We start from the raw sequence: 26,990 nt of genomic DNA, 5'->3' as shown, positions 1-26,990 counted from the left end.
TTCAGGTGAATACATGAATATCCCACGTTTTGGTCTAGGAACTTTCCGCCTTAAAGAACAAGCTGTGATTGATTCTGTTAAAAATGCGCTAGATGTCGGTTATCGTGCAATTGATACTGCTCAAATCTATGAAAATGAAGCGGCAATTGGTCAAGCGATTGCTGAAAGTGGCGTATCACGTCAGGACTTGTTTTTAACTACAAAAATCTGGGTAGATAATTTTGCTCAAGAGAAGTTTATTCCAAGCTTAAAAGAGAGCTTACAAAAGCTTCGTACTGACCATGTCGATTTAACTTTGATTCACTGGCCAGCACCGGATTTAGGCGTTTCAATTCCTGAAATCATGCAGCTTTTACTTGAAGCAAAACAACAAGGCTTAACCAAACAAATTGGTATTTCAAACTTCAATATTGCACTTACCCAACAAGCAATTGACACAATTGGTGTAGAGCATATTGCAACGAACCAGATTGAGCTGAGTCCTTATCTTCAAAACCATAAAATTGTGAATTTCTTACAAGAGAAGAATATTGATGTCACTTCATACATGACGCTTGCATACGGCAAAGTGCTTCAAGACCCTGTTTTAGCGGAGATTGCAGCAGCTCATAAAGCAACGACAGCGCAAATTGCATTAGCATGGGCATTGCAGCGTGGTTTTGCAGTCATTCCATCTTCGACTAAACGTGAAAACCTGATTAGTAATTTAAAAGCACAGGATATCGAGTTAACTGCGGCTGAAATGCAAATGATTGCCGAACTCGACCGTAACAGTCGTGAAGTTAGCCCAGAGCCATGGGCACCAGTTTGGGACTAAACTCATGAACACTCAATCAAATACGGCGTTCTCGTTATTGGCATTGGCAATTGGTGCCTTTGCCATTGGCACCACGGAATTTTCCCCAATGGGGTTACTTCCGAACATCGCTAATGATTTAGGGATTTCAATTCCAACAGCCGGTATGTTAATTACAGGCTATGCACTTGGCGTAATGCTAGGTGCACCGTTTATGACCCTGTGGTTTGGAGGTTTTGCACGACGTAATGCACTGATTTTTTTGATGGCGATCTTTACGGTCGGTAACCTGATTGCAGCGTTTTCGCCAAATTATATGAGCTTATTAGGTGCACGTCTCATTACAAGCCTGAACCACGGTGCCTTCTTCGGGATTGGTTCTGTTGTGGCAGCGAGTATTGTACCAGCGCATAAACAGGCTAGTGCAGTGGCAACCATGTTTATGGGCTTAACCATTGCCAATATTGGTGGTGTGCCTTTGGCAACATGGGTTGGGCAAAACATTGGCTGGCGTATGTCTTTCCTTGCGATTTCCGTGCTCGGCATTATTACTATGCTCGCTTTGTGGAAAGCATTACCGCAAGGTATGGTTGCCCAAAAACCAAACGTGAAGGCCGAGTTAAAAGTATTAACGCGTACCCCCGTGGTTCTTGCATTACTCACTACCGTACTCGGTGCAGGTGCAATGTTTACGCTCTACACCTATATTGCGCCAAGTTTGACTGAGTTTACGCATGCTTCACCAACCTTCATTACGTTCATGTTGGTGTTGATCGGTGTCGGTTTCTCGATTGGTAACCATTTAGGCGGCCGTTTTGCAGACTTGTCCATCAACAAAACTCTGATTGGTTTCTTGGTACTGTTGATTGTGATGATGGTGACTTTCCCAATTCTTGCTCAAAGCCAGATTGGAGCAGCCATTGCGTTGGTGATATGGGGTGCAGCAACCTTTGCTTTAGTACCACCATTACAAATGCGTGTCATGTCAGTTGCTCACGAAGCTCCAGGGCTTGCCTCTTCAGTAAATATCGGTGCGTTTAACCTAGGTAATGCAGTAGGCGCTGCTGCAGGTGCGTTAGTACTCGATTTAGGTTGGGGTTATAGTGCAGTATCTTTTGCGGGTGCCTTACTGGCGGGATTAGGTTTGTTATTGGTTTTATTCCAAATCAAACGAGAAAGCAGCCCCGCTCAAACCTTACAACAGTGTTCAGACTAATAAAAAAAGCGCCTGAGATCAGGCGCTTTTTTTAGCTTATTTATTTTAAAATTTCCGGCAACTTAGGTTGCTCATAAATCGGGTTCATTACTTCCCGTTTCATTTTAAGCAGCATCTGATAAGGTTGCTGTTGAACAAACATATTGACGAAGCTCAACGGAATTGCACCCGCTGGATCAGCATAGCCACTAGTGGTGACTTTGACTTTATTATTGGCAAGTTTCTGAAATGTCCAGTCCCCTTCATAGCGTGTTAGGCGCACGACATCGGGTTGTATAGGATAGTTACTATTAACTGCCGTATTTTTAATAGTAATCAGGCCATTGGCCGCTTTACTCATTTTTCCTTTAACCACTACATCGCGGTCTTTTAGCGGAAAAGGAAAATCTAACACCATATATAAAGTAAATTCGCCTTTCTTTTCATCCTGAGAAAGCATTTGAACCTTGCCCATATAAGGCACCCATTGAGCTGCACGATCTACATCTAAAATTACCGCCACAGCGCGTTCAAGGGGTACATCAAACGTTGTTTCCGCTTTATATTGAAAGACTGGGTTATCTGCTTTTTGATAGGTCCACACTTTAATATGATTACGGTCTAGGCTGAGTTTAGCCTTGTCTGTAGAGGCAGCCCCTGTATAGAGGCTGCTTAAGCAAAGAAGAGTGGTCAAAGCAATTTGTTTTTTATTCATGTTCTGCTCTATCTTGTTTTTCTCGCCACATATGGGAAGTGTACAGATGGTTTACACCTGTACGTCGTTCAACCCTAAAACATCTTTCATGTCATATTTACGCGCTTCACGGCCCACAACCCATGCAGCAGCTCGTACTGCACCGGCAGCAAAGTTCATACGGTTAGTGGCTTTGTGAGTGACTTCAACACGCTCACCCTCACCAATAAACATGACCGTATGTTCCCCTACAATATCACCACCACGGATGGTTTCAAAACCAATGGTTTGACGATCACGTGGACCGGTATGCCCTTCACGACCATAAACAGCAACTTCTTTTAAGTTACGGCCTAAAGTACCCGCAATTGCTTCACCCATCATTAATGCAGTACCAGATGGCGCATCTACTTTATGACGGTGGTGAGCCTCAATCACTTCAATATCTACTGTATCGCCAAATACTTTTGCTGCAAGCTCAAGTAACTTGATTGATACATTTACGCCAACAGAGTAGTTCGCAGCATATACAACAGGTGTATGCGTTGCTGCTTCATCCAATTCAGCCTTTTGCTCATCAGACATCCCTGTGGTGCCAATCACCATAGCCACCCCAGCTTCACGACATAGCTTTAAATGCTGGGCGGTTGCAGCTGGTGCAGTAAAATCAATGATTACATCGCAATCTTTAAGTACATCAGCCAAGCTTCCTGAAACCTTCACACCCACTGAACCAATTCCTGCAAGTTCACCAGCATCTGTGCCGACCAAACTACTTTCTGGACGCTCTACTGCCGCAGCCAATTGATAGCCTGCTTGTTGAACTGCCTGAATAAGTGTACGACCCATACGGCCGCCTGCACCCAAAATACCAATGCGTGGAGCTGCTGACATAATCCTTCCCAATCTTCTGTTTTACATAATTGGCTTACTATATCAAAACTCTTTGCCCACAATAAAAGGTAAAAAATATTTTTTAAAGGGAACCGGAATTTAATCTGTTTTCACAAAAGTTAAAGAATTGATCTGCACACTACTGAGCCACGAATGAAAAAAAGATGACTATAAGGAGTTCAGCATGCATTCGAAAATTATTGGCCTAATCGCCATTATGGGGATAATAAGTTCAGTGGCATTTGCAGAGCCTGCAATCCAGCCCGGAGAAACATTAGAGAGCTTATCTAAAGCACGTATTACAACAAACGTAAATACTCAAGCAGCAACACCTACAGCTCAAACAAGCGATGCTACTGCTGAGGTTAAAGTTGAAGATATTGATCCAATCATTGAAGAAAAAACTGAAGAAACAGTAAAAGCAGCTATACAACCAGCTCCTCAAGCTACTGTCGAAGCTGTAGTGGCTCCAGTTGTATCAAGTGAACTCAACGTAAGTGTTGATGATATTGATGTCGCTCATCCTACAGAATAATTACGAGTCATTTTCTTTAAAGCAAAATAAAAATAATAAGATGAATCAGCGCAATAAAAAGGCGGATATTTTATCAATATCCGCCTTCTTTTTAATTTCTGATCTAATCAATCATTAATCGAATAAGCGATCAAAGAAAGATTTTTTCTTTGGTGAAGACGCACTGTCTTCACCATCGAAAGATGCTTGTAATTCTTTAAGTAATTCACGTTGACGAGAGGTTAGGTTAACCGGTGTTTCTACCACGATACGGCAAAGTAAATCACCCACCATACTGCTACGTACAGGGCGCACACCTTTACCACGTAAACGGAATAATTTACCTGTTTGAGTTCCCTCAGGAATCTTCAAGCTAACTCGGCCTTCCAAAGTCGGGATTTCAATTTCTTTACCAAGTGCAGCATCAGCAATGCTTACTGGTACGTCCATATATAAGTCGGCACCATCACGTTGGAAAATTTCGTGTTCACGAACAACCACTTCAACGTATAAGTCACCAGCTTGACCATCACGAATAGCCTCGCCTTTACCACTTAAACGAACGCGGTCACCATTGTCCACACCTGCAGGAATCGTCACTTCTAATGTTTGCTGACGATCTGCTACACCTGAACCATGACATGCATGGCATGGGTTTTTAATAATTTTGCCTTGGCCACGACATGTGCCACAAGTTTGTTGTACAGAGAAGAAACCTTGCTGCATACGCACTTGTCCTGAACCGTGACAAGTTTTACAAGTTTCCACATCTTTTGGATTTTTAGAGCCTTTACCATCACATACATCACATGGTGCTGGAGCAGTAAAGGTAATTGTTTTTTTAACCCCTTTTACAGCTTCCTCAAGGGTAAGTTCCATTACATAGCGTAAATCTGAACCGCGACGTTGGCGTTGCTGACGTCCGCCGCCACCAAACGCTCCACCAAAGATATCACCGAACTGGCTAAAAATATCTTCTGCACTGAAACCGCCAAAGCCACCACCAGCGCCACCAAAGCCGCCTTCAAACGCATTATGTCCCATACGGTCATACATGCTGCGTTTTTCGCTGTCCGATAAAATCTCATAAGCTTCAGAAGCTTCTTTAAATTTTTCTTCAGCCTCGGCATTGTCAGGGTTTCTGTCAGGATGATATTTCATCGCCAATTTACGATAGGCTTTTTTGATCTCATCATCACTTGCGGTTTTTGAAACGCCTAAAACCTCATAATAATCACGTTTAGCCATGTTTGGCGGTGCTCCTCACGGAAATTTTATCAATACTCTATTGCCGACTAAATGGGGGGCTTTAGCCGAATTTACAAGGGGAAAACTTTCAAAAAACAGATATATTAAAAAACTGCCTTATTTTTTAAATATTTAGACAAGCCTTTTAACCATGCATTTAATAAAAATAACCAAGCAATAGCACTAAAAACTACACCAGCAACTGTTGAAGCCGTTACCCAAAGGTTGCTATCCCATGCAAAAAAGAAGAGAGGAATAAACCAGACCACAGCAAAAACTGACATGAGGAGGAATAGAATACCATTGCGCATAATCCATAGCGCATGAGCATGAATCCAAACTTCCGCATCATCCACAACAGCTACTTTACGAGCGACCAGATAAGCAAAGGCCGCAAAAATAACCGTAAACAATGCAAGAAACATGAACGCATAAGAAATTACAATATAACGGCGATGCTGTTCGATATGGTCTTGCCCCATCTGTATTTCACCTCAATTCACTGCATTATGCCTATTTTTTATGCAGCGAAATAATCCTGTATTTTTTGTGTAAAGACAGGTGCTACTATATTGGACTTTTCAATATTTCGCACCTTTATTCACAAAAAATTTATGTATTTTATGTTGTTTTTTTCACCTTAAACCACGCTGCATACAATGCAGGTAAGAAAAATAATGTCAGCAAGGTAGCAACAATGAGTCCGCCCATAATCGCAACAGCCATTGGACCGAAGAAAATACTCCGCGAAAGAGGGATCATGGCGAGTACGGCTGCCAATGCCGTGAGAATAATCGGACGGAAACGGCGTACTGTTGCATCAATAATTGCTTCCCACGTTGGATGCCCTGCCTGTCTGTCTTGTTCAATCTGATCAATCAGAATAAGTGAGTTACGCATAATCATGCCGGATAAGGCGATGGTTCCTAGCATGGCAACAAAACCAAATGGTTTATTAAACAAAAGTAAGAATAAAACAACGCCAATTAAGCCTAATGGAGCAGTCAAAAATACAATTGTTGCCCGAGACAAACTCTTCAGCTGAATCATGAGTAATGTCATGACCACTGCCAAAAAGAGTGGCATACCGGCATTGACCGAACTTTGTCCGCGTGCCGACTCTTCCACTGTTCCCCCCACTTCAATGAGGTAGCCACTTGGTAGCTCAGTGCGTAACTTGTCCATTGATTCAGCTAACTCTCCAACAACAGTAGCTGGCTGTAAATTGGTACGAATATCTGCACGAACAGTAATTGTCGGTAACCGATTACGGTGCCAAATCAGACCATCTTCAAATTTGTATTCAATTTTCGCAATCTGGGCTAAAGGTACAGTTGTTCCATTCGCTGTTGGTACTGCAAGGCTCGCCAGTGAAGCTACTTCAACGCGCTCAGCTTTATCACCACGTAATCGGATTTCGATCAGCTCACGCTTTTCACGATACTGTTCAATTGCACTACCTGTAATTGAGGCGTTCAGGAAATTCGCCAAATCCACACTAGACACACCCATTTGTCGCGCACGGTCTTGATCAATTTGAATGGAAATAATCTTGCTTGGCTCGCCCCAATCCAAATGCACATTGGTGGTATTCGGGTTTTCACTAATTACCCTAGCAACCTGTTGTGCTTCTTTACGTACCAGATTTAAATCTTCACCTGACACGCGATATTGCAATGGATAACCAACAGGTGGGCCATTTTCGAGTAATGACACACGAGTACGGACTTGTGGGAGTAACTGCTTAATTTGGGTTTCTAAAGAACGGCGAATTTCATCACGATCATCAAGCGATGATGCCAAAACAACAAACTGCGCAAAGCTGGCTTGCGGTAATTGCTGATCTAGAGGTAAATAAAAACGTGGTGAACCTGTACCGACATAGGCTACATAATTATCAATGCCTTTTTGTTTAGACAGGAATTGTTCAACCTTTTTCACCGCTTGCTCTGTAGCGGTTAACGATGCGCCTTCTTCGAGTTTTAAATCGACTAAAATTTCAGCGCGGTTTGAAGGCGGGAAAAACTGCTGTGGCACCATCTTAAACATGAGTACAGATAGCACAAAAATCCCCACCGTTGTTGCAATCACGGTTTTACGGTAGGTCACACAAAACTCGACCATTTTCCGAAAACGTAAATAGAAACTCGATTGATAAGGATCGTAATGGTGGTCCTGTGAAATGGCCACAGTTTGCGGTTGCGGTTTTTTAGTTATTCTTGCCCATAAACGGACATACCAAGGTGCTTGATGACCTGTCTTGGTAAAATCAGGTAGTAGTTTTTCACCCAAATAAGGTACAAATAAAACTGCAGCAACCCACGACACCAATAAAGCAATCGTCACGACCTGAAAGATAGAGCGTGTGTATTCACCTGTACTGGACTGAGCCGTAGCAATAGGTAAAAAGCCTGCGGCGGTAATTAATGTCCCCGTCAACATCGGAAATGCTGTTGTTTTCCATGCAAATCCGGCGGCCTTAATTCGGCTATACCCCTGCTCCATCTTAATGGCCATCATCTCGACCGCAATAATGGCATCGTCTACAAGCAGGCCCAAAGCTAGAATTAGGGCACCAAGCGAAATCTTGTGCAGACCGACATCAAATAAATTCATGCCAGCAAAAGTCATTGCTAAAACCAAAGGAATGGAAAAAGCGACAACTAAACCCGTCCGGAAACCTAAAGAGAAAAAGCTCACTAACAAGACAATAATGACTGCTTCAGCAAGTACTTTGACAAACTCATGGATACTACGTTGTACCGCTACTGGTTGGTCAGATACTTTTTGTAGTTTCATACCTAGAGGTAATGTTTTTTGCAGTTGGGCAAATTCAGTTTCCAGATTTTTACCTAAGGCAATAATATCGCCGCCTTTACGCATAGATACGGCAATACCAATACCATTGTCACCCATAAAACGCATACGCGGCTGAGCAGGTTGGCTAAAACCACGGTAGACATCAGCAACGTCACCAAGCTGAATGGTTTTATCGCCTACCAGTAAAGGCATTTTTTTAATATCCTCTACGCTTTGTAGTTGGCCACTTACTCGAATTTGAATACGATCCGTTCCAGTTTCAAAAAAGCCTGCACTTGCCATGCTATTTTGCTTTTGTAGGGCTTCTTGTATGGCAGAAACAGGAATACCGAGCTGAACCGCTTTAGTGTTTGAAATTTCAATCCAGATTTTCTGATCTTGTAGCCCGATCAGCTCAACTTTGCCTACATCTTTGACTCTCTGTAGCTGTAATTGCAAACGATCGGCATATTCTTTCAAAAGCGCGTAGTCAAAGTCTTTGCCTGTCAGTACATAAATATTACCGAAAGTATCGCCAAATTCATCATTAAAAAATGGACCTTGCACACCACTTGGGAGTTCATGGCGAATGTCATTGACCTTCTTCCGAACGTTGTACCAAACATCAGGAATCTGCGCAGAAGTGAGAGAATCTTTAGCAACAAAAGTCACCATCGACTCGCCTGGACGGGAATACGCCATAATCTTGTCATACTGACCTGTGGTCATCAGTTCCTTTTCGATACGGTCCGTAACTAAAGTAGAAACTTCTTTGGCTGTCGCGCCTGGCCAGTAGGTTTGTACGACCATGACTTTAAAGGTAAATGGCGGATCTTCACTTTGTGAGAGTTTTGAATAAGAAATTGCACCAATAATGCCGAGCAAGAGCATGAAATAAAGGACAATACCTTTATTGTTCAGTGCCCATTCAGAGAGATTAAATTTCATGGTTATTTGGCTCCCTGAATTTTCACTGCACGATTTTCACGATCAATCGGGTGAATCTTCTGTTTATCGCGCAGCAAGTGCACACCACCAATCACTACCCAATCATTTGGTGTTAAACCCGATAATACCGGCACACTATCTCTGCCATAAGCACCAATCGTTACAGGCACTTTACGTAAGGTCTGATTCGCATTCACCACCCATACATAAGGTTGGTTATCTGTTGCAGATACACTCGAAAGTGGCACACTCATGACATTAGTTTGAGTCGAACTAAAAAATACGCGTGCACTTTGTCCCAGCTGAATAGCAGACTGACCTTCTTTGAGTGCCACCTTAACTGTGAATGTACGGGACTGGTCAGCAGCTGGAGAAACTTCGCGTACATATCCAGCAAATCGTTCGTTCGGTTTAGACCACAAAGTTATCCATGCCGCTTGGCCAACTTTAATCTCGCTAACTGCTTGTTCCGGTACGCCGATGACCACTTCACGTTCACCATCAATTGCCAGTTGATAAGCCGCTTGCCCTGCTGCAACCACCTGTCCAATTTCAATATTACGCGCTGTAATCACCCCGTTTTTATTAGAAACAAGTTGGTTATAACCAGTCTGGTTAGCAGAGACTTCATAATTAGAACGAGCTTGTTGTAATGCTGCCTGAGCCGCATCATATTGATTTTTTACCGTATCGTATTGCGAACGGCTTACGGCATTTATGGGTAATAATTGTTGAAACCGCTTAAGCTCATCTGAGGCTGTTTTTGCTGCTGCCTGTGCGTTTTCTAATTGAGCTTTGGCAGCATTTAATTGTAGCTGTGCATCTGCCACATCGAGTTTTGCTAATACTTGCCCAACTCTAACTCGGTCGCCTACATCCACATAGCGAGCCGTAACTTGTCCACCCACCCGAAATGCCAAGGCAGTTTGTTGTCGAGCCTGTACATCTCCAGCATAGCTTTTTTGTTCGTGAAGTGTGGTTGAAGGCTGGGTCACCATCACATAGGGTATTTCTTCTGTTTTAGGAGCCTCTTTACTACACCCCGTTAATGTGACCATGCAAACAATCATCATACTCATGATGAGAGGTTTTAACAGATTCATATCTTATCGCTCTTATTCAAACTGGTTTTTTAAGGCACAATATATTTGCATCATAGTTTGTTTGTTTTTTAATTAATATACCCGACGGTACATTAATTAAAGAAAAACTTATAAGTATTTATTTTTATATAGTTTTATTAGAGGGTTTCGTGCAAACAGTTAATCAAAGTGGTCGCCCCAAAGATCTGGAAAAGCGTGCTCGTATCTTACAGGCCGCTAAAGCTATTTTTTTAAAGTCCGGTTATCACGGTACCAGCATGAACCTGATTGCACAGGAAGCAGGCGTTACTAAACTCACGGTTTATAATCACTTTCAAGACAAAGCAAACCTGTTTATCTGTGCCATTACAGAAACTTGTGAAGAGACTCTAGGCACTAAACCATTTGAATTAGATGCATCGGCAGACTTTTATCAAACACTTTATATGGTGTGTTCACGTGCCTTGCAGATTATTTATTCCCCCGAAGCACTTAAACTCGAGCATGTATTATTTGAACTTGCAGCAGAGCAAAGTCCACTCGCCCTACAGTTTTTTAATGCATCCCATACTCGTCTGCAAAATCAGTTAGTTGAGTTTTTTCAAAAAGCTGCTCAATTAGGTTTTATTCAAGCCGATGATCCGCTATATCAAACAGAGCTGCTTTTGACCTTATTGCTTGGTGTACGCCATCACAAGGTTCTACTTAGAATTATTCCTGTACCGAATGCTCAAGAGATAGATCGGTTTATTCGGGATGCTATTGATTTATTTCTACTCAGATATCGGCATTAAACCAAAGTCCGATTGCCAAAATTTGCAACGGGTGCATGTCGACTTTTAAAGCGTTATAAGCGATTTAAATGTTATTTTTTAAGCAAAAATTCACATTTTCTTACGCTCAAAGCTTGGAATGTTCGTTAATCGCGCTATATTCGAAAAGAATAAGAACAGGAGAAAATAGCATGGTTCAGCAAATCGATGCGCCACTGCGTGAGGATGTCCGCTTACTTGGCAATTTATTAGGTGAAACCCTAAAACAGCATGCAGGACAAGAACTGTTTAATCAGATCGAGCAAATCCGTGCTCTTGCCAAAGGTGCACGTGATGGTCAAGCTGAAGCCGAAAAGCAATTAGAACAATTATTTTTAGAATTGCCCGATGAAGAGCTATTGCCTCTTACCCGCGCTTTTTCTCACTTCCTCAATTTTGCCAATATTGCTGAGCAATATCATGTGGTACGTAGCCGCAGACAGGCAGAGTTTGATCCGGATGCAAACTCCCCGAATCCCCTTGTTCACTTATTTAAAAAGTTTAAAGATAAAAATATTTCGACAGAAAAACTGTTCCAGCAAATTTGTGATCTTAAGATTGAATTGGTACTTACGGCGCATCCAACAGAAGTGAGTCGTCGTACCCTGATTCAAAAATATGACGATATCAATGCTTGCCTATCACAACTTGACCAGCAAAAACTTACTCCGCGTGAACGTCAAAATGCTCTTGCCAATTTAAAACAACAAATTAGTTCGGCTTGGCAAACAGATGAAATCAGACAGCATCGCCCGACCCCGGTAGATGAAGCAAAATGGGGCTTTGCCACAATTGAGCAAACGCTTTGGAATGCTGTTCCTAAATTTATCCGTGAGCTAAATGAACTGGTCCAAGACAATTGCCAACAAAACTTACCACTTCATATTGCTCCGGTACGTTTTGCATCTTGGATGGGGGGAGACCGTGATGGTAACCCGAACGTTACTCATCAAATTACCCAAGAAGTATTGTGGTTATCACGCTGGCAAGCTGCCGACCTCTATCTAAGAGATATCGAAAACTTACGTTGGGAACTATCAATTCAGTCTTGTTCCGAAGAAATGGTTCAAGCCATTGGTAGTCCACACCCAGAACCTTATCGTGAGTATTTACGTGCAACACGAGAGCGTTTAAAAGCAACTCGTCATTGGTTAGCTCAGCGCCTACAAGGCTTAGAAGCTGATGACAGCAATGTCATTAAAAGCAAAGATGAACTGTTACAACCATTATTGCTGTGCTATCGCTCTCTAATTGACAGTAATCTACCTGAAATCGCGAATGGTCAACTACTCGACTTTATCTACCGTGTGAACTGTTTTGGTATTGAACTACTTAAGCTCGATATTCGCCAAGAATCAGGCCGTCATCGCCAAGCCATTTCAGCAATTACCGAATACTTAGGTCTGGGTAATTTTGAGTCATGGACTGAACAAGCGCGCCAAAATTTCCTTATTCAGGAACTCCAAAGCAAACGCCCGCTACTACCGAAGTATATTAATGAGCCAGAAGGTAGTTTGATTGGTCACCCAGATGTACAAGAAGTATTTGCAACCATGCGTACTTTGGCAGACCAACCACCTGAGTCTTTAGGGGCTTATATTATTTCTATGGCTGAATATCCAAGTGATGTTTTAGCTGTATTGTTATTGCAAAAAGAAGCCGGTATTCAGCATCCTTTACGTGTAGTGCCTTTATTTGAGACTTTAAAAGACTTAGACGGCGCAGCAACTACCATGAATACGTTGTTCAATATGCATTGGTATAAGCAGCATATTCAAGGTAAACACGAAGTCATGATCGGCTACTCGGATTCAGCAAAAGATGCCGGTTTCATGTCTGCCAACTGGGCTCAATACCGTGCTCAAGAAGAGCTGACTGCAATTGCTCGTAAACACGGCGTACAGTTGACTCTGTTCCACGGTCGTGGCGGCTCAATTAGCCGTGGTGGTGCTCCAACCCAACAGGCACTCTTTTCGCAACCACCGGGCTCAATCTCTGGTGCAATTCGTGTGACAGAACAAGGTGAAATGATCCGCTTCAAATTCGGTCTAGAAGGTATTGCCATGCAAAACCTTGAAATCTATACCGCAGCAACGCTTGAAGCGACATTATTACCACCACCAGAGCCTAAGGCTGAGTGGCGTGAACTTATGAACCGTATGACAGATCATTCTGTGAAGGTTTATCGTCAAACAGTGCGTGAAAACCCGCATTTTGTGAAATATTTACGGACTGTCACTCCTGAGCTTGAATTACAAATGTTGCCACTAGGTTCACGCCCGGCAAAACGTAAAGTAAGTGGTGGTATCGAATCTTTACGTGCTATTCCATGGGTATTTGCTTGGACACAAATCCGTTTGATGTTACCTGCATGGTTAGGTACAGGTGCGGCGATTAATGAAGTGATTGCCGATCAGCAAAAAGCAACGCTTGATGAAATGCTTCAGCAATGGCCTTATTTCCAGACACTCATTGATATGCTGGAAATGGTATTGTCTAAAGCCGATGCCAATATTGCACTCTACTACGAGTCTCATTTGACTGAAGATGAAGACTTAAAAATGCTTGGCAATCAGTTACGCCAACGTCTAAAAGATGCTGTGGAAACCTTACTTACGTTAAAAGATGAATCAAAACTATTAAGCGACAATGAAGTTTTGGATCAGTCTATGCAAGTTCGTAAACCGTATTTACTGCCTTTGCATCTTTTACAAGCTGAACTCATGAAACGCCGCCGTGATTATCTTGCTGAACGTCAGGCAGAGCATACCCCTGTTGACCATGCACTTATGGTAAGTATTGCCGGAATTGCTGCTGGTTTACGTAATACAGGCTAAGCTCATTTTACTAACTACTTTCTTAAAGCAGTGCATCTTGGATGTGCTGCTTTTTACTTGCAAAATTCCTTGTTTTTCTCAAATTTTCCCCGATTTTTCATTTTTTAGAATATTTTTTTAAAAATCATAAAATTAATTTTTATCAGAAAAAAACACCTAATTCCTTATATTTAGAATTTATAAAATTATACCGATCGTTAAAAAATAATTACTTTTCACTTTCATATTCAATACAAGAGATTAAATGCTTTTACAAGAAAGAGTATCATTGCACCAATTAAAGAATAATGAGCTTATTTTATGTCCAACTGGTTTCCCAAATGGCAGCCTTACCAAGGTGATGTTGACCATCGACCGGTCTCTACCAATGAATATCTCCCTCCAGTTCAAAGTGCTATTTTAGGTATCCAACATGCATTTGCCATGTTTGGAGCAACTGTTTTAGCACCTTTACTCATGGGCTTTAACCCTAACCTTGCTATTTTAATGTCAGGTATCTGTACCATCCTGTTCTTCTTAATTACAGGTGGTCGTGTTCCTAGTTATTTAGGTTCGAGTTTTGCCTTTATTGGGGTTGTTGCAGCAGCCACGGGGCATATCACAGGTTCAGGGGCCAATCCAAATCTTTCTATTGCGTTGGGCGGGATCGTAGCGTGCGGTATCTTTTATGCACTCATCGGTTTTATTGTCATGCTCACGGGTACACGCTGGATTGAAAAACTCATGCCACCTGTGGTGACTGGTGCAATTGTGATGATTATTGGTCTCAACCTTGCCCCTGTTACCATTAAAGGCGTTGCAGGACAGCCATTTGAAATGTGGATGGCCTTAATTACTGTACTTTGTATGGGCAGTATTGCAGTTTTTACACGAGGCTTATTGCAGCGTCTACTTCTATTGGTAGGTTTGATCTTGGCTTATGTAATCTATGCGATTGCGACAAACGGTCTAGGTTTAGGTAAACCGATCGATTTTAGCCAGATCTCACAAGCTTCGTGGTTCGGTATTCCAAACTTTTCACATCCTACTTTTGATACTAAGGCTATTTTAATTATTGCACCGGTTGCACTGATTTTAGTAGCAGAAAACTTAGGCCATATCAAAGCGGTAGGTGCAATGACTGGAGAAAACCTAACTCCACAATTAGGCAAAGCCTTTGTCGCTGATGGTTTAGCTACGACACTTTCTGGTAGTGTTGGCGCGCCAGGGATGACAACTTATGGTGAAAACATTGGTGTGATGGCAGTCACTCGTGTGTACTCAACCATTGTATTTGTGATTGCAGGCATCTTTGCTATTTTCTTAGGTCTATCACCAAAATTTGGCGCTGTCATTAGTACCATTCCAAGTGCAGTCCTTACAGGTGCATCTATTGTGGTATTTGGCTTAATTACCATTGCCGGTGCAAAAATCTGGATTGAAAACAAAGTCGATTTTTCTAACAATAAAAATCTGATCGTGGCTTCAGTAACCATTATTTTGGGTGCTGGAAACTTTGAATTATTGTTCGGTAATTTCAATTTAGGTGGTATTGGTACAGCAACGTTTGCAGCCATTATTTTAAACTGGCTGTTTAGTTTAAAAGATAAAACCTAAATTCTAAAAGGCAGCGCAAGCTGCCTTTTTTCATTCCGATTTAGTATGATGAATTTTTGCATTTCAATACGTTCCTATCATGCGTTTTGATTTTTTTGATTTACAGCTGGTTCTTCATATTGTCTCGACTGGTAGCCTCACCAAAGGCGCTGACCGCTCTGCGATTTCACTTCAGGCAGCGAGTGAACGTATAAAAAAACTTGAACAGTATTTTGAAACCCCATTATTTATTCGCCAAACCACAGGTGTAGAACTCACTACAGCTGGACATGCATTTGTAGAACATGCTCGTCAGCTTTTAGCTCAAAAAGATCAACTCGAACAAGAAATGCAGCGGTTCAGACAGCCGACAACAGAAGCATTAACACTTTGGTGTAACTCATCCGCTCAAAGTGAATATCTACCTACGTTATTACCGCAATATCTAGTGCTTCATCCCGAAATGAATATCGATTTGCATGAAGCAGAAAGCTCAGAAATTGTAGATGCATTAACCCAAGGGATTGCAAGTCTTGGCCTAGTCTCGAGTTTTTTCAATACCCGACATTTACAAACTAAAGAGTTTGCAAGCGACCCATTAGTACTTATTTGCCCTGTGACACATGAGTTAGCCCACTACAAAGAGCTAAATTTAGTAGATGCTTTAAGCTATGGTTTTATTGGACTCAAATCACATCACTCTTTACAACAGTCCATTGAAACCCAAGCCAAATTATTAGGTTTTAACATACAGTATCGGTTGCGCTTACCTAACTTTGGCGCAATTGCCGAGGTAGTCGCCAAAGGTGTGGGAATTGCGATTATGCCTGCCCGTGCTGCACAGCGCCTACAATCAGACTATGATTTCCATTCAATTCAACTGCTAGGCGCATGGGCAAACCGTAAACTACTTTTGGCCACACAAAGTTTCAATCAGTTGCCTAGTAGTTACCAACAGTTTGCAGACTTTTTATTGCAGCATCGTCCTTAAAAATTAACTTAATGCAAAATCATATAAAGTCCTAATGACATCAAGCCTATAAAAAAGATACGGCGAAAAATCTGCTCATTCAGTCGATAGCGGATTTTTTTACCGATCCACATTCCAATGAGCGCAGCTAACAACGCAGCGAAAGATAAACGATAGTCCAGTGTTATCCCTGACATCGGGTTATGGTGTAAAAACACAGCAAGGCAAATGGTAGAGACCGTAAACGTTAATCCTAAAGCCTGTACCAACTCATCACGTTTTAAATGCAAAGACTGCAAATACGGCACAATAGGAATAATAATAACGCCTGTTGCTACAGTCACTGCCCCGCCGATATATCCAATAATGGGTGATAACCAGCGCTCATGCTTCCCTAAATGCGGAAGTTTCTTCACACATAGACCATAAAGCCCATATAAGGCCAACATGCAACCTAATAAAATTTCACTACTTTGACCATGACTTTGACTTAAGGTAGGTAGAAAACTCCATATTGAGCCCACCACAATACCTGCGAGCAACGTCCAGAAACGGCGAATAAAAGCCCAGACATGTCCTTCGGCAAAAAGCTGCCAGACGTTGGTGACCATTGAAGGAACAATTAAAAGAGATGCAGCCTGAAAAGGGCTCATTGCGATGGTGAGTAAGCCCATTGATACCGCAGGCAAACCTAAGCCGATCATGCCTTTAATCATGCCCGCAAAGGCAAACACCATCATAATAATTGCTAGAAATGTCACTGTTTATCTCCGATTCCCTACAAGGTTATGCTACGGAAAAAACAGGCTTTGCCCTATTCTTGTTTTTAGGAGTAGGCCTCAATTAGAAGTTGAGGCCGTTTTGTATTTTTCTTCTAAAACATTACTAAAAATACTTTCAATCATCCAAACCCGATACAGGCTATTAAATACATAGCTTTGTCCATCGATACGCAATTCTAAAACCGGCAAATCAGGTTGATGCTTGTCTTGGCAAAGTGCATCATTTTGCGCTAAAACCGACTGTATATCCTGTTCAGTTAACTGCTCAATACCCAGTTGCTGCTGCAACTGTTGGAAATGCTTCTGGAAAGATAGATCTTTTCCTTTCGTCCAAACAGCCAGCAAAATAGTGAAAATTGTATCAAGTTGCTGATTTTCCGGCACACTATAGAAAAGCTTTGCCATCCCAAGCGTACTTTCTTCTGTAGGTCGGCAAAAAGGTGTAAAAGCAACCTCGGTACGTTTAGACACACGTGTTGCCAAGCTCCAGTCAAACCAGTCTCGGCCCCGATAACTCAAAGGATAAACTTTTAGCTGAATATCATAATAGTCTGCGAGCTCTTCTTTAATATAGGCAAGCAACAACCAGCTCATCGGGTCTTCTAAAGCGATAAATACATCAAGTTCAGGATGCAAAGCCTGAATTTCATTTAACGCCTCAGCATCATTAATCAAATGTTCACGCCATTCGATATGATTAATTAAAAATATCGGATTACCTGTCAGTAACTTTTGTTGTTTTAAACGTCTGGTTAAACGTAATAAATCATCTACTGCATGATATTTACGTCCACCAAACTCAAAGTATGCCGCTCGAACAGGTTCATCCGTAAAAATACGTTCTGGAAAATGCTGAGGAACCTGATGCTTGACCGCCATGGCATGTAGAGTACGCAATTTTCCATATTGCTGTTGCCAAAGCATGTGAAAGATATCTTCAAGTAAATGTAAGAAGTTCTGACCTTGTAATGGGGTTCTTTTTAATATGACAGCGGCTTGTTTTAAAGATTCTGGACTTGGGATTTCTGGAAACTCATCAAAAGCAAACCGGTGCTGATTTGCTAAAATTTTGGCATCATTTAAACAATAATGCTGCCACTCCTCATGCGTCATGCTATTTGGAGGTTCAGAAGCCGTATGGGAAATAATAATTTTTAAAGGTTTAAGTTCATCACTTAAAATTTCATCTAGCTGAGACAATTGCTGAACAGCCAGATAGCTATACACATCATCAAGTCGTAAATAAATACTTAAACCATTTTCCGTGGGTAACACCGCTTGACGAGAAGGCTTTTGGTAAAACCAGCTCGATCGGATAGGGTCAAACCAACGGCGTAGCAGTGACATGAGTAGTGCCTCTAAAAATAAATCCTAAGCGAGATCAAAAGTTATTTTGATCATAGTGCAAGGTGAAACAGTAGTCGAGATAGAAAAATGACTACCTAAGTTCGCGCAGAAAATATGTCATGTTATTTCGCGAGTTTCTGCGTAGGTGAAGATTTTATCACCATTTTATGGCAAACCCATAGAATGATCTGAAACCACCTTTTTCTACAAGCGGATTTTTTTTACCAGACATAAAAAATGCACCCTTAACATGATAACAATTCATCGTGTTAATGGGTGCATGTTTCCTACTCAATTATTAAAATTGAATATTTTATAGAACGCGTACAGCTCCTTTTGCTGCACTTGTGGTATGCATTGCATAAACTTTTAACGCTTTTGATACCTTACGTTTACGTTCTTCCTTCGGATGCCAACCTTTCGCTTCTTGAACTGTACGACGGTGCGCCAAAGTCGCATCATCAATATTCAAGTGAATGGTACGGTTTGGAATATCAATTTCGATGGTATCGCCATCTTCAACCAAACCAATCGCACCGCCTTCAGCAGCTTCTGGCGAAACGTGACCAATTGAAAGACCTGATGAACCACCAGAGAAACGGCCATCTGTAACTAACGCACAGTCTTTTCCTAAACCTTTCGATTTAAGATAGCTGGTTGGGTAAAGCATTTCTTGCATACCCGGACCACCACGTGGACCTTCGTAGCGAATAACAACCACATCACCAGCTTTAATTTCATTGCCTAAAATTGCTTCTACCGCTGCATCTTGGCTCTCAAAAACTCGTGCTGAACCTGTGAATTTTAAAATAGATTCGTCAACGCCCGCAGTTTTTACAATACATCCATCAAGCGCAATGTTGCCGTAAAGAACAGCTAAACCACCATCTTTAGAGAATGCATGTTCTGCATTACGAATCACACCCTTTTCACGGTCGCCATCTAAAGTTGAGTAGTAACGGTTTTGTGAGAATGCAACTTGAGTTGGAACGCCACCCGGAGACGAGCGATAGAACTCATATACATCTGGATCTTCAGTACGGATAATATCCCACTTATCTAACGCATCTTTTAATGTTTTCTCATGTACAGTTGGTACAGATACATCAAGTAGATTCGCACGATCAAGCTCGCCTAAAATGGCCATGATACCGCCTGCACGATGTACATCTTCCATATGTACGTCTTGTTTTGCTGGTGCTACTTTTGAAAGCACTGGTACTCGACGTGACAACTCATCAATATCGTCCATCGTAAAATCAACTTCAGCTTCATTTGCCGCAGCTAACAAGTGAAGAACTGTATTGGTTGAACCACCCATGGCAATATCAAGTGTCATCGCATTTTTAAAAGCAGCTTTAGTGGCAATTGAACGAGGCAAAATACTTGCATCATTTTGCTCATAGTAGCGTTTGGCCAATTCAACAATAAGCTGACCTGCTTTTAAGAATAATTTTTTACGGTTTGCATGCGTTGCAACGATAGAACCATTGCCCGGTAACGATAAACCTAGCGCTTCTGTTAAACAGTTCATTGAGTTCGCAGTAAACATACCTGAACACGAACCACAAGTTGGGCATGCTGAACGTTCAAATTCTGCAACTTCTTCGTCTGTGTAGCTGTCATCAGCTGCAACAACCATAGCATCTACAAGGTCAATTGCTTTTTCATCACCGCGGAATTTAACCTTACCTGCTTCCATTGGTCCGCCAGACACAAATACCACAGGAATATTTAGACGCATCGCAGCCATCAACATTCCCGGAGTAATTTTGTCACAGTTCGAAATACACACCATCGCATCGGCGCAATGTGCATTCACCATATATTCAACTGAGTCCGCAATTAAATCACGTGATGGTAATGAATAAAGCATGCCGTCATGCCCCATTGCGATACCGTCATCCACCGCGATTGTATTGAACTCTTTAGCAACACCACCTGCTGCCTGAATTTCTGCCGCGACAAGCTGTCCTAAATCTTTCAGATGGACGTGGCCCGGAACAAATTGGGTAAATGAATTGACCACTGCAATAATCGGTTTGCCGAAATCTTCATCTTTCATTCCTGTTGCACGCCATAAGCCACGTGCGCCAGCCATATTTCTTCCGTGTGTCGATGTTTTTGAACGATAGTCAGGCATTTGTGTTTCCAACAAGTTGTGCTTGAGTGAAATGACTTCCACTCTGGCTGAATGATACTGATATAGCGTTAGATCAGTCGGAATATTGACTCATCATCATAATTTGATCATTCTCCATTCTATAGAAGCAAATAATATTGGGAAAGCCAAGAACGATAATACTCAGTCAATATTTAGCAAAACTTACATGAATAATTTTTTATTTTTTTATAACCTTTTTTTATCAATAAAAGTTTTTGAATAATTTTTTGTTCACTATTTATGGCTTTAGCTCTCCTTTGTACCTCGATTTAGGGCTTCAATCGTTTTTCACGTATACTAGCGTTAAACTTTTTTTGGATTGCATTTGTGAAAATTATTTTTGCTGGCACCCCCGAATTTGCTGCAACAGCATTGGCGGCTCTACTAAAAACTTCCCATGAAATTATCGCGGTTTATACTCAACCAGACCGTAAAGCAGGTCGTGGACAAAAACTAACACCGTCTCCTGTAAAACAGCTTGCGCTGGAACATAATATTCCTGTTTATCAACCACTTCACTTCAAAGCTTCAACTGAAGAAGGCTTGGCAGCTCAACAAGAACTTGCTGCTTTAGGCGCTGATGTCATGGTAGTTGCAGCATATGGCTTAATTCTTCCACAAGCTGTGCTCGATACACCTAAATATGGCTGTTTAAATATTCACGGCTCATTATTACCACGCTGGCGCGGTGCAGCACCGATTCAGCGTGCAATTGCAACAGGTGACGACGAAACTGGTATCACCATCATGCAAATGGCGGCGGGTTTAGATACAGGCGATATGATGTATAAAACCTATTGCCCAATCACTTCCGAAGATACATCAGCGACGTTGCATGACAAACTTGCAGCTCAAGGTGCAACAGCAATTTGTGCGGTACTTGAGTCAGAAGAAACTCTGCAAAAATATTTAGCAGAACGCGAAGTTCAAGACGAAAGCTTAACAGTCTATGCGCATAAACTCGTGAAATCAGAAGCTCGTATTGATTGGTCTATGAATGCAGTTCAAGTTGACCGCAATATCCGTGCATTCAACCCATGGCCTGTTGCCTTTATTCAACTTGATGAAAATAATGCGCTGCGTGTTTGGAATTCAACAATTTCTAATCAAAACAAAGCAGATGCTCAAGCTGGTGAAATTATTGCAATCGATAAACAAGGTGTACATGTCGTTTGCGGTGAAAATACATTTATTTGTTTAACGAGTGTGCAGTGGCCGGGTGGTAAAGCATTAAATGCTCAACAAATTGCACAAACTCAAAAACTTCACGTAGGACAGATTCTGCCATGAGTCAGGTTACTTCAAATTCATCACGTTTTAACCTGCGCGCTCAAGTCGTCCAGACCTTGCTAAAAGTTCAGCAAGGTCAATCATTGGCTAGTATTTTAAATACACAGCTGAATCAAGTAGCAGAGCGTGATCGTGCACTATTTCATGAACTTGTTTTAGGTACATTGCGCCAATGGTTCGCACTTAAGTCAATTAGCCTGCCTTTACTCAGCAAACCTTTAAACAATGAGACAGTAGAAACCTGCCTATATGTTGGCCTTTATCAAGTTTTATGCACGCGTATTGCAGCGCACGCTGCCATTTCGGAAACAGTCGATGCGACTAAACAACTTGGTTTCCCTGCACTCAGTGGTATTGTTAATGCAATTTTGCGCCGAGCAACTCGCGAAACTGAAGACTTTGAACAAGGTTTACAGCAAGCGCATGGCTTACCAAGTTGGCTTTTTAAACGCTTAAAAAAGGATTGGGGAGAACAAACAGAAGCTCTCTGCCAATCGTTAAAGCAAGTTGCGCCTTTAACTTTACGGGTGAACCAGCGTCATATTGGTCGAGATGCTTATTTAGCAAAACTGCAAAGTTTAGACATTCAGGCACGTGCGTGTTTGTTTTCCGAAGCTGGTATTGTCCTTGAGCAATCTGTACAAATCACTCAGTTACCGGGTTTTGAACAAGGCTGGTTCTCTGTACAAGATGAACATGCACAGCTATGTGCCACCTTGTTGCCTGATTTAAACAATAAAACGGTTATTGATGCTTGTGCTGCGCCAGGGGGTAAAACGGCTCATTTGCTTGAAAAGTTTAAACCAGCACAGCTTATCGCTATTGATCAGGACCCAAGTCGTTTAGTCCGTGTGACTGAAAACTTAAATCGCTTAGCACTCGATCAAAGCCATACGGAAATTTTGGCAGCCGATGCAACCAAGTGGACTCCTGTGCAACCTGTAGATTGTATCGTACTTGATGCTCCTTGTTCTGCGACAGGTGTGATTCGACGTCATCCTGACATACGCCTATTGCGCCAATCTAGTGATATAGCCCAAACCATTGAGCTACAAAAGCAGATCTTAGAGCACATGTGGCAGCAACTCAAAGTTGGCGGTACATTGCTTTATATCACCTGCTCAATTTTAAAATCTGAAAACGAACAGCAGATGACTAACTTCTTCACAGAACATGCTGATGCAAAAGAAGTGAAAATCGAGGCAGATTGGGGAATTGAACAAGTTCATGGCAGACAACTGTTGCCAGAAGCACAATCTGGTGATGGATTCTATTATTGTAAAATTCAAAAGATTGCATAAAAAAAGCAGGCGTTATGCCTGCTTTTTTACTGGATCAGAATATCAAAGCGTATGCTGATCTTTTACTTCTTCTAAAACTTCATCTAACTCTTCTGGATGCTTTGTTAAATGTAAGATGGATAATGCTAATCCACCCCATACAAATACCATCGAAATTATTAACATCACGATTGCCGAAGTATTCATTATTTTATCCTCCTAGCGATCTTTCATTTTACTTAACACGATAGCAACGACTGCACAGAAAATCACACTGCCCCAGCCAAAGACACCTTGTAAGCTCATACTATAAGTATCATAGCCATTTTTGATCAAATTAAAAACAGTCATACAGAGTGTTGTTAATAAGATTAAAGAGGTAATGACTGTTAAAGTGAAGTCCCAGCCTTTACCCAATTGAATGGTTGAGATACGGTTTACATGGTCGCGAAGCTCTTTAAGTGCTGAACGTTTAAACCAAGCTACGCTAATAATTGATAATAAAGCCCCACCAATAATCCCAATGTTATTAATAAAGTGATCAACAATATCAACGAGCTTAATTGCGTTTACACTTGAGAATAAAATAATTGAAACCAGTGCACTACCACCACCAATAATCGTTACCGCTTTCTTACGTCCCCACTTTAACTTATCTTGCATTGCTGCAATAGGCACTTCCAAAATACTGACCATTGAAGAAATACCAGCAACAAATAATGAAGAGAAGAACAAAAGACCGAATAGATCAGCACCAGAACCTAAACTTGAAATAATTTTAGGGAAAGCAATAAATGCGAGTCCGATACCGCCACTCACAACATCCTTAACTTCAGTACCTGCGGCATGTGCCATAAAGCCAAGCGCTGCAAAGATACCAATACCCGCTAAAATCTCTGTTGATGCATTTGCAAAACCAACGATTAAACCAGAACCAGTTAAATTCGTTTTTGGCTTTAAATAGGATGCATAGGTGACCATGATCCCGAAACCAACTGAGAGTGAAAAGAAAGTATGGCCATAAGCAGCTAACCAAACTTTATAATCCATCATTGCAGACCAGTTCGGTGTAAAGAATGCATTTAAACCTTGTACCGCACCTGGTAAACGTAATGATTGAATAACTAAAATAGTGAAGAGAATGAATAATAAAGGCATGAAAATCTTATTTGATAATTCCACACCTTTTTTCACACCACCATAAAGAATGATGAGAGTAAGTGCCCAAATCCCAACAATCGGCCAGAATAAATGACCTACAAACTGTAGATCAAAGCCGGTTGCTTTTGTGGTCTGCAAATAGGTATTAAAGAAGAAACCTTCCGGATCACTTCCCCACATTTGGCCAATAGAGAAGTAAACATAGCTACCAGCCCATGTAAGTACACTTGCATAGTACAAACCAATGATGATACAGACACAAACCTGCCACCACCCTAATGTTTCACCGCCTTTAAATAAGGCACGATATGCCTTAGGAGGTGACCCAGTACTACGATGGCCTACCGCATAATCTAAAAATAATAATGGTAAACCAGCAGTAATGAGTGCTAATAGATAGGGAATAAGAAACGCACCACCGCCATTTTCATACGCAACGTACGGAAAGCGCCAAATATTACCTAAGCCTACAGCCGAACCAACGGCTGCAATAATAAAACCAGATCGTGACGTCCAGTTTTCACGAGTATCTGTCATAGAACACCTAATGTTAAAAGATTACTTATTTTTACTGCTATTGTTGATTGTTATTCCGCATGCAAAAAAAGAACCAAAAAATACTTTTGTGTTTGTAGAAAATAAAATGCACCTTTTGAGTATTTTTATTCCCTTAACAAACAAGCAAAAATAGAAAATTCTTCCTTAAAGATTTTTGTCCATTTTTTGCCCCTATATAGCTGAACAATACCTGTTTTTATTTCTTTTTACTGTAATTTCCGTCTGAAAATTTACGTTTTTTTAGAGATTCTTATCTAGATTGGTTATTTTTTAGCTAATATTCCTGTTTTAAAGCATATTATTACCTTCTTAGATTCAATGATATTTTCTACCATTAAAGTTTTATTCCCATTCATAAAGTAGATATATCAACTAATTTATAGATGAGTAAAATATCAAAGTATTATCGATCCCTTACACAAAATTTATACTAAAACCTCTAAAACTCAACTCACTATAAGCAATTAATTTTTATATGAAAATTAATTAAATAAAAGAATATTAAAAATTGAAGATATAGAAGCTTTATATTCACCATTTTTCATCAATGCATAACTGCAAAGATATCTATATCATGCGTTCAAAGATTTTCTTTTTAGGATTGATGATGAAAATATTAAAACTGTCTTTTTTAGCACTCGGGATGGGTCTTAGCGGATTCGCACAAGCAGATTTTATAGGTGTAAAAGGAGACGTTGGCTACTGGTTTTATGACGGCAAAGCTAATATGTCTTCACAATCTCCTGAAGATCAAGATCTAGACCGAAAAGGTAGTGCTCAACTTTCATTAGCTTTTGAGCACCCAATCCCATTTATTCCAAATGCAAAAATTCGTTATGTTAATTTAGATACTCAAACTAAATCAGAAACTTTGGGTCAAGCTAACTATAACGTTGATTTAGATCATAGTGATTTTATTCTCTACTATGAGTTACTAGATAATATTGTCAGTGTAGATGCAGGTCTTGGTGCAACTGTACTAAATGGAGATATTACTGCCTATACCGGTAAACGTGTAGATATTGATAAGACATATCCGATTGCTTATTTATCAGGTGAAGTAAAACTTCCATTTACAGGGTTAAGCGCTAAAGGTGAAGCAACATATACAAACTTTGATGATGCAAAAATTACAGATGCGTTAGTAGAAGCAAAGTATAAGTTTGCCGATAATTTATTAATCGATTTAGGCTTAACAGCTGGTTATCGTATCCTCAATATCGATTTAGATGATTATGATAACAATGACCTTAAATTTGAATTTAAAGGACCTTATGTGGGCTTAGAAGCACATTTCTAAATTAAAAACAGAATTTTGATCTTCCCCATATAAAAAGAACTCTATAAGAGTTCTTTTTTATTCAACTATACTCACATATTTTGGACATTTTTGAATTCGTTGACACCATTCTTGAATATTTGGGTATAACTTTAAATCGAAGCCGCCTTCCTCAGCTACATGTGTGTATGCATATAAAGCAATATCAGCAATTGTAAATTTATTTCCAACAAGATAGTCGTGCTCTACTAAAGCTTTATTCATAATAGATAACGCTTTATGGCCTTTTGGTTGTAATTTATGATATTCCTCTATTCTTTCTGGCGGTAAACCTAGATATTTATTAATAAAACGAGCAACTGCAATAAATGGTTCATGGCTATATTGTTCAAAGAACATCCATTGGTACATTTTTGCCTTCATATAAGGATCTGCAGGAATCAATTCCGTTCCCTCAGCCAAGTAGCCTAGAATAGCGTTAGACTCACTTAGAACCCGTCCATCATCTAAAACTAATACAGGTATTTTCCCATTAGGATTTAAAGATAGAAATTCTGCTGTTTGAGTATCTTTATTTAAAATATCAATATGAATCCATCTATGATATATATTTAATAGGGATAGTAACAGTTTGATTTTATAACAATTACCTGAATCTACATCACCATAGATTATCATAGGTACTTACCCCTTATTCTGCTTATTTAAATATATAATTTTCTTATTGTTTATAACACAACCCTTCCATAATATTTTGATTTTCCA

22 protein-coding genes are annotated in these 26,990 nt (G+C 40.7%); 10 read left to right on the top strand and 12 right to left on the bottom strand.

Features of this window, described 5'->3' with window-relative positions; genetic code table 11:
- Window positions 1-13: 13 nt before the first annotated feature.
- Window positions 14-817 (top strand): 2,5-didehydrogluconate reductase DkgB, encoded by an 804-nt coding sequence (gene dkgB / locus R5R67_RS09475; protein ID WP_030424075.1) that lies wholly within the window; start codon window positions 14-16, stop codon window positions 815-817.
- A 4-nt stretch (window positions 818-821) separates the two neighbouring features.
- Window positions 822-2,012 (top strand): MFS transporter, encoded by a 1,191-nt coding sequence (locus tag R5R67_RS09470; RefSeq protein ID WP_001097146.1) that lies wholly within the window; start codon window positions 822-824, stop codon window positions 2,010-2,012.
- A 40-nt stretch (window positions 2,013-2,052) separates the two neighbouring features.
- Here R5R67_RS09470 and R5R67_RS09465 read toward each other — a convergent pair whose 3' ends face one another.
- Window positions 2,053-2,706: an START domain-containing protein gene (locus R5R67_RS09465; RefSeq protein ID WP_001036017.1), complete on the bottom strand. Its 654-nt coding sequence runs from the start codon at window positions 2,704-2,706 to the stop codon at window positions 2,053-2,055.
- Between the two features lie 51 nt (window positions 2,707-2,757).
- The gene (gene dapB / locus R5R67_RS09460; protein WP_001271390.1) at window positions 2,758-3,579 is read right to left on the bottom strand and encodes a 4-hydroxy-tetrahydrodipicolinate reductase; all 822 of its coding nucleotides are present in this window, start codon (window positions 3,577-3,579) and stop codon (window positions 2,758-2,760) included.
- A gap of 184 nt (window positions 3,580-3,763) precedes the next feature.
- Between dapB and R5R67_RS09455 the strand changes: the two genes are divergently transcribed.
- A complete protein-coding gene (locus tag R5R67_RS09455) occupies window positions 3,764-4,114 on the top strand; it encodes a hypothetical protein (RefSeq protein ID WP_000555691.1) in 351 nt (116 codons plus the stop codon).
- A 114-nt stretch (window positions 4,115-4,228) separates the two neighbouring features.
- Here R5R67_RS09455 and dnaJ read toward each other — a convergent pair whose 3' ends face one another.
- The 4 genes from dnaJ to R5R67_RS09435 all read right to left on the bottom strand — a co-directional run bounded on the left by dnaJ (window position 4,229) and on the right by R5R67_RS09435 (window position 10,191).
- Window positions 4,229-5,341, bottom strand: a complete 1,113-nt coding sequence (gene dnaJ, locus R5R67_RS09450) for a molecular chaperone DnaJ (protein WP_001119029.1) — start codon at window positions 5,339-5,341, stop codon at window positions 4,229-4,231.
- 104 nt (window positions 5,342-5,445) lie between these two features.
- Complete coding sequence (locus R5R67_RS09445; protein WP_000529425.1) at window positions 5,446-5,823, bottom strand: hypothetical protein; 378 nt, start codon at window positions 5,821-5,823, stop codon at window positions 5,446-5,448.
- 139 nt (window positions 5,824-5,962) lie between these two features.
- Window positions 5,963-9,088, bottom strand: coding sequence for an efflux RND transporter permease subunit (locus R5R67_RS09440; RefSeq protein WP_318754814.1), 3,126 nt, complete (start codon window positions 9,086-9,088; stop codon window positions 5,963-5,965).
- 2 nt (window positions 9,089-9,090) lie between these two features.
- Window positions 9,091-10,191, bottom strand: coding sequence for an efflux RND transporter periplasmic adaptor subunit (locus R5R67_RS09435; protein WP_001050652.1), 1,101 nt, complete (start codon window positions 10,189-10,191; stop codon window positions 9,091-9,093).
- A gap of 149 nt (window positions 10,192-10,340) precedes the next feature.
- Here R5R67_RS09435 and R5R67_RS09430 point away from each other — a divergent pair, with 149 nt between their 5' ends.
- The 4 genes from R5R67_RS09430 to R5R67_RS09415 all read left to right on the top strand — a co-directional run bounded on the left by R5R67_RS09430 (window position 10,341) and on the right by R5R67_RS09415 (window position 16,385).
- The gene (locus R5R67_RS09430; protein WP_001195323.1) at window positions 10,341-10,964 is read left to right on the top strand and encodes a TetR/AcrR family transcriptional regulator; all 624 of its coding nucleotides are present in this window, start codon (window positions 10,341-10,343) and stop codon (window positions 10,962-10,964) included.
- A 170-nt stretch (window positions 10,965-11,134) separates the two neighbouring features.
- Window positions 11,135-13,819, top strand: a complete 2,685-nt coding sequence (gene ppc, locus R5R67_RS09425; protein WP_030424954.1) for a phosphoenolpyruvate carboxylase — start codon at window positions 11,135-11,137, stop codon at window positions 13,817-13,819.
- Between the two features lie 300 nt (window positions 13,820-14,119).
- Complete coding sequence (locus R5R67_RS09420; RefSeq protein ID WP_000073451.1) at window positions 14,120-15,415, top strand: solute carrier family 23 protein; 1,296 nt, start codon at window positions 14,120-14,122, stop codon at window positions 15,413-15,415.
- Between the two features lie 79 nt (window positions 15,416-15,494).
- Entirely contained in the window at window positions 15,495-16,385 is an 891-nt protein-coding gene (locus R5R67_RS09415) for a LysR family transcriptional regulator (protein WP_001209848.1), read from the top strand.
- Between the two features lie 8 nt (window positions 16,386-16,393).
- Here the strand turns inward: R5R67_RS09415 and R5R67_RS09410 are convergent, their stop codons facing one another.
- The 3 genes from R5R67_RS09410 to ilvD form a co-directional block, all read right to left on the bottom strand.
- Window positions 16,394-17,125 (bottom strand): sulfite exporter TauE/SafE family protein, encoded by a 732-nt coding sequence (locus R5R67_RS09410; RefSeq protein ID WP_000143321.1) that lies wholly within the window; start codon window positions 17,123-17,125, stop codon window positions 16,394-16,396.
- Between the two features lie 78 nt (window positions 17,126-17,203).
- Window positions 17,204-18,493 carry a hypothetical protein gene (locus R5R67_RS09405; protein ID WP_318754813.1) on the bottom strand — a complete coding sequence of 430 codons (1,290 nt, stop codon included), beginning with the start codon at window positions 18,491-18,493 and terminating at the stop codon, window positions 17,204-17,206.
- A 313-nt stretch (window positions 18,494-18,806) separates the two neighbouring features.
- Window positions 18,807-20,636, bottom strand: coding sequence for a dihydroxy-acid dehydratase (gene ilvD / locus R5R67_RS09400; RefSeq protein WP_001113593.1), 1,830 nt, complete (start codon window positions 20,634-20,636; stop codon window positions 18,807-18,809).
- Window positions 20,637-20,984: 348 nt separating this feature from the next.
- Here ilvD and fmt point away from each other — a divergent pair, with 348 nt between their 5' ends.
- Both fmt and rsmB read left to right on the top strand, forming a co-directional pair.
- Window positions 20,985-21,947, top strand: coding sequence for a methionyl-tRNA formyltransferase (fmt, locus tag R5R67_RS09395; protein WP_016685913.1), 963 nt, complete (start codon window positions 20,985-20,987; stop codon window positions 21,945-21,947).
- Window positions 21,944-23,248, top strand: a complete 1,305-nt coding sequence (rsmB, locus tag R5R67_RS09390; RefSeq protein ID WP_000084734.1) for a 16S rRNA (cytosine(967)-C(5))-methyltransferase RsmB — start codon at window positions 21,944-21,946, stop codon at window positions 23,246-23,248. Before fmt ends, rsmB begins: the two co-directional genes overlap by 4 nt.
- Window positions 23,249-23,290: 42 nt before the next feature.
- Here rsmB and R5R67_RS09385 read toward each other — a convergent pair whose 3' ends face one another.
- Together R5R67_RS09385 and R5R67_RS09380 are read right to left on the bottom strand one after the other, a co-directional pair.
- On the bottom strand, window positions 23,291-23,434 hold the full coding sequence (locus R5R67_RS09385) for a methionine/alanine import family NSS transporter small subunit (RefSeq protein ID WP_001097630.1): 144 nt from the start codon (window positions 23,432-23,434) through the stop codon (window positions 23,291-23,293).
- 12 nt (window positions 23,435-23,446) lie between these two features.
- Window positions 23,447-24,925, bottom strand: coding sequence for a sodium-dependent transporter (locus R5R67_RS09380; protein ID WP_000132725.1), 1,479 nt, complete (start codon window positions 24,923-24,925; stop codon window positions 23,447-23,449).
- 628 nt (window positions 24,926-25,553) lie between these two features.
- On the opposite strand from R5R67_RS09380, the gene R5R67_RS09375 reads away from it, so the two are divergent.
- Complete coding sequence (locus R5R67_RS09375) at window positions 25,554-26,246, top strand: TIGR04219 family outer membrane beta-barrel protein (protein ID WP_000698062.1); 693 nt, start codon at window positions 25,554-25,556, stop codon at window positions 26,244-26,246.
- A gap of 57 nt (window positions 26,247-26,303) precedes the next feature.
- Here R5R67_RS09375 and R5R67_RS09370 read toward each other — a convergent pair whose 3' ends face one another.
- Window positions 26,304-26,903, bottom strand: a complete 600-nt coding sequence (locus R5R67_RS09370) for a glutathione S-transferase family protein (RefSeq protein ID WP_030424083.1) — start codon at window positions 26,901-26,903, stop codon at window positions 26,304-26,306.
- Window positions 26,904-26,990: the final 87 nt, after the last annotated feature.

The sequence above is a fragment of the Acinetobacter sp. OYA S30 genome (assembly GCF_033599315.1).
Lineage (GTDB): Bacteria > Pseudomonadota > Gammaproteobacteria > Pseudomonadales > Moraxellaceae > Acinetobacter > Acinetobacter baumannii.
The sequence above is the reverse complement of the archived record's forward strand: the minus strand, read 5'-3'. Positions and strand labels throughout refer to the sequence as shown.

What these genes read in the sequence shown, in the direction of transcription:
- dkgB (WP_030424075.1), top strand. Translation starts at nt 14, where the DNA reads ATGAATATCCCACGTTTTGGTCTAGGAACTTTCCGCCTTAAAGAACAA.
- R5R67_RS09470 (WP_001097146.1), top strand. Translation starts at nt 822, where the DNA reads ATGAACACTCAATCAAATACGGCGTTCTCGTTATTGGCATTGGCAATT.
- R5R67_RS09465 (WP_001036017.1), bottom strand. Translation starts at nt 2,706, where the DNA reads ATGAATAAAAAACAAATTGCTTTGACCACTCTTCTTTGCTTAAGCAGC.
- dapB (WP_001271390.1), bottom strand. Translation starts at nt 3,579, where the DNA reads ATGTCAGCAGCTCCACGCATTGGTATTTTGGGTGCAGGCGGCCGTATG.
- R5R67_RS09455 (WP_000555691.1), top strand. Translation starts at nt 3,764, where the DNA reads ATGCATTCGAAAATTATTGGCCTAATCGCCATTATGGGGATAATAAGT.
- dnaJ (WP_001119029.1), bottom strand. Translation starts at nt 5,341, where the DNA reads ATGGCTAAACGTGATTATTATGAGGTTTTAGGCGTTTCAAAAACCGCA.
- R5R67_RS09445 (WP_000529425.1), bottom strand. Translation starts at nt 5,823, where the DNA reads ATGGGGCAAGACCATATCGAACAGCATCGCCGTTATATTGTAATTTCT.
- R5R67_RS09440 (WP_318754814.1), bottom strand. Translation starts at nt 9,088, where the DNA reads ATGAAATTTAATCTCTCTGAATGGGCACTGAACAATAAAGGTATTGTC.
- R5R67_RS09435 (WP_001050652.1), bottom strand. Translation starts at nt 10,191, where the DNA reads ATGAATCTGTTAAAACCTCTCATCATGAGTATGATGATTGTTTGCATG.
- ppc (WP_030424954.1), top strand. Translation starts at nt 11,135, where the DNA reads ATGGTTCAGCAAATCGATGCGCCACTGCGTGAGGATGTCCGCTTACTT.
- R5R67_RS09420 (WP_000073451.1), top strand. Translation starts at nt 14,120, where the DNA reads ATGTCCAACTGGTTTCCCAAATGGCAGCCTTACCAAGGTGATGTTGAC.
- R5R67_RS09415 (WP_001209848.1), top strand. Translation starts at nt 15,495, where the DNA reads ATGCGTTTTGATTTTTTTGATTTACAGCTGGTTCTTCATATTGTCTCG.
- R5R67_RS09405 (WP_318754813.1), bottom strand. Translation starts at nt 18,493, where the DNA reads ATGTCACTGCTACGCCGTTGGTTTGACCCTATCCGATCGAGCTGGTTT.
- ilvD (WP_001113593.1), bottom strand. Translation starts at nt 20,636, where the DNA reads ATGCCTGACTATCGTTCAAAAACATCGACACACGGAAGAAATATGGCT.
- rsmB (WP_000084734.1), top strand. Translation starts at nt 21,944, where the DNA reads ATGAGTCAGGTTACTTCAAATTCATCACGTTTTAACCTGCGCGCTCAA.
- R5R67_RS09385 (WP_001097630.1), bottom strand. Translation starts at nt 23,434, where the DNA reads ATGAATACTTCGGCAATCGTGATGTTAATAATTTCGATGGTATTTGTA.
- R5R67_RS09380 (WP_000132725.1), bottom strand. Translation starts at nt 24,925, where the DNA reads ATGACAGATACTCGTGAAAACTGGACGTCACGATCTGGTTTTATTATT.
- R5R67_RS09375 (WP_000698062.1), top strand. Translation starts at nt 25,554, where the DNA reads ATGAAAATATTAAAACTGTCTTTTTTAGCACTCGGGATGGGTCTTAGC.
- R5R67_RS09370 (WP_030424083.1), bottom strand. Translation starts at nt 26,903, where the DNA reads ATGATAATCTATGGTGATGTAGATTCAGGTAATTGTTATAAAATCAAA.